At 43.1% G+C, this 3312-nt stretch carries 3 protein-coding genes and 1 tRNA gene; all 4 read right to left on the bottom strand.

The annotated features are described in order from the left end of the window. Positions 1-450, bottom strand: a 450-nt coding sequence (locus O3602_RS10130; protein ID WP_371611636.1) for a hypothetical protein, incomplete at its 3' end; no start/stop codon positions are given. A gap of 80 nt (positions 451-530) precedes the next feature. Further along, positions 531-616, bottom strand: a tRNA-Leu gene (locus O3602_RS10125). A 124-nt stretch (positions 617-740) separates the two neighbouring features. Then, complete coding sequence (locus O3602_RS10120; protein ID WP_003004055.1) at positions 741-2354, bottom strand: CTP synthase; 1614 nt, start codon at positions 2352-2354, stop codon at positions 741-743. Positions 2355-2527: 173 nt separating this feature from the next. Then, a complete protein-coding gene (locus tag O3602_RS10115; protein ID WP_371611635.1) occupies positions 2528-3223 on the bottom strand; it encodes a B3/4 domain-containing protein in 696 nt (231 codons plus the stop codon). Between the last annotated feature and the right edge of the window lie 89 nt (positions 3224-3312).

The raw sequence follows: 3312 nt of genomic DNA, 5'->3' as shown, positions 1-3312 counted from the left end.
ATTCTCTTCTTTAAATTTTTTTAATGAAAAGAGAAAGGCAATCCCGCAAATCATAAGGGATACCGCTGCAACCCATTGAGAATAGAAATAAGCGGCAAATAACTGACTGTCGGTAAACATTTTCCCAAGAAGTCCATTTACCAATCCCTCAAGAAAAGGAATATTCTCACACACAGCAAGGATTGACGCAATAAAGAGAATACTGCCTGCTATCAGAAAAAGATGAAGAATCCATTTTTTTATTCTTTTTTCATCTCTGAGCAGATACTTAGAAGCAATCGCCACTAAAAAAATGAAAACATTCCATATGTTTAAGGCGATAAAATATCTAAAAGTATCCTTGTATGCGCCTATCGCCATCGCTAAAATCAGGATAGGACCGAAAAAATTAATGGCACTTCCCAATAGTGCAAAAAGGCCATCGGCCAAAACCAGATACTTCTTCTTCATGTTCTCACCTCATCTCACACCTATTCTACCACAAAGAGATTTGAAAACAAAAAAAGATAGCCGAAGCTATCTTGATCCGATGCGGAGAGAGGGACTTGAACCCTCACGACCTAAAGCGGTCACAGGATCCTTAGTCCTGCGCGTCTGCCAATTCCGCCATCCCCGCGATTGAGTACTTTACTAGTATATCAATCAACGACTTTTTTGTCAAGATTTTTTTCAAACTTTTTTCAGAGTTTGTCATTTTTTCACAAAAAGGGAGCAGGTCCTTCGACCTGCTCCCTTGATTTTTATTTGCTATCGTGGTTTTCAACTGCCGCTGTGATAAAGGCTGTGTAAAGTCCTTCTGGGCGGTTTGGACGGCTTGACAATTCTGGGTGGTATTGGCAAGCAACAAAGAATTTGTTTTCTGGGATTTCAACGATTTCGACCAAACGGTTGTCTGGTGAAACGCCTGAGAAGACAAATCCTGCTTCTTCGAACTGTTCACGGAAAGCATTGTTAAACTCATAACGGTGACGGTGGCGACGTTGTACCACTTCTTGATTGTCATAGGCAGCGGCTGCTTTTGATCCTCGTTTAAGTTTAGATGGGTAAAGACCGAGACGGAGCGTTCCTCCCATATCTTCCACATCGATTTGGTCCCGCATGATATCGATAATCGGATACTTGGTTTCTGGATCCAATTCGGATGAATTGGCCCCTTCCAAGCCTAAAACGTGACGGGCAAATTCGATACAGGTTAACTGCATACCCAAGCAGACCCCCAACATTGGGACGTCCTGTTCACGCGCATACTTGATGGCTTGAATTTTTCCTTCTGTTCCCCGTTGACCAAAACCACCTGGGACGATGATTCCATCCGCATCTCCAAGGAGTTCTGCCACATTTTCAGCTGTCACATCATTGGCATTGACCCAATTAATCTTGACTTCTGCATCGTTGGCGTACCCTGAGTGCTTCAAGGCCTCAACGACAGAAATGTAGGCATCTTGCAATTCTACGTATTTTCCAACCAAGGAAATCTTGACCTGCTTCTTGAGGTTCATGACCTTGTCGACCATCGCAGACCATTCTGTCATATCTGCTGCAGGAACATCCAATTTCAAATGGTCACAAACGATTTGGTCCATATTTTGTGCTTGCAAGTTCAATGGGATTTGGTACAAGTGCTCCACATCAAGTGACTCGATGACAGCTTCTGGTGCAACATCACAGAATTGAGCCAACTTGTTCTTAATTCCTTGACCAGCTGGCTTTTCTGTACGGATGACCAACATATTTGGTTGAATCCCAAGACCACGAAGTTCTTTCACAGAGTGTTGCGTCGGCTTGGTTTTCATTTCTCCCGCAGCTTTCAAGTAAGGAAGAAGAGTGGTGTGGATGTACATAACGTTTTCAGCACCAACATCTGCCTTCATTTGACGAAGAGCTTCAAGGAATGGAAGGGATTCAATGTCTCCAACTGTTCCCCCGACTTCTGTGATGATGACATCTGAATCCGTCGTCGTCGCTGCTCGTTTGATCTTTTCTTTCAAGGCATCTGTAATATGAGGAATAACCTGTACAGTCGCGCCCAAGTATTCTCCACGACGTTCCTTGCGAAGGACTTCGCTATAAATTTTCCCTGTTGTCACATTTGAGTACTTATTCAGATTGATATCAATGAAGCGTTCATAGTGACCAAGGTCCAAGTCTGTCTCTGCGCCATCGTCTGTGACAAATACTTCCCCGTGTTGGTAAGGGCTCATCGTCCCTGGGTCAATATTGATATAAGGGTCAAATTTTTGGATGGTCACTTTCAATCCACGATTTTTGAGCAAGCGACCAAGACTTGCTGCGACAATCCCTTTCCCGATGGATGATACGACACCACCCGTGACAAAAATATATTTTGTTGACATGTGCTTTCCTCTTCTTCTAATGTTGTAGAGGCCATTCCTCTTTGCAGAAAAAACAAAAATAGCTCCCTAATCCTTAGGGAGCTCTGACCTCAAAATGAGGTGCCCGAACAATATCTTACCGCAAATGGTCTACTTTGTCAAATTGAAAATTTCATGAAAATGATTTTCGCTGTTTACACAACCTTTTCCACTCCATTTTGTGTGACGAGAAATTTCTCAAATTGAAGCTGAGGCATGCAAAGAGCAAGGTCCTTGTGGATTCGCTCCAGCGCTTCTAAACGCATCTCGACTGATGTCTCGGTATTTCCTTGAATGACAAAGAGGGCGTTTTTCGTAGTCTCCTCAAATTTGTAATGGTCACTATCTCGTACATCCAACCAAGCCAGAACTCCTTTTTGATCTCGGTAGACAGGATCTGTCGGTGCGACATGTTTTTCACTAGAAAGGATCGGGAGAAAGAGATCGTCTCTTTGACTCAGTGTAAATTCAATCGGTCCCTCAATCTTATCTAGGTCATGTCCTCCGATCGCGAGAAAAGACTTCAGAGATTCGACATTATAGATATCGATGATGCTATTGATCTGAGGAAGAGCACCTCGATGCTGGATGTTTCGGATAAGAGCTAGGACTGTTGGTGGATTTTTCTTGATGCTACGCCCTACTTTTTGCAAGAGGTCTGTATACCCTTTGATGACAGGAGATGCCACTACTTCTTCTGTCTGACACTGGAGCGCCCTTTGTTCAAGCTCTTTCTTCTTTTCAAGAAAAGAAGGGGGCAAAACTGCTTGAGGATCCACATTCCTAGCAATTCCGACCACAACCGTATCAATACCAAGAGCTACTAAACTTTGATCTAAACGAAAGTCCATCTGAACACCTCCTATTGGGAATCCTTACACGTTTATCATACGACATTTCATCACTTTTTTCAATGCAAACAAAAAGAGAGTGGGACAGA

The sequence above is a fragment of the Streptococcus sp. 27098_8_186 genome (genome assembly GCF_041432055.1).
Classification (GTDB): domain Bacteria; phylum Bacillota; class Bacilli; order Lactobacillales; family Streptococcaceae; genus Streptococcus; species Streptococcus dentalis.
Note: the sequence above shows the minus strand (reverse complement) of the source record. Positions and strands in the feature narration are given on the sequence as shown.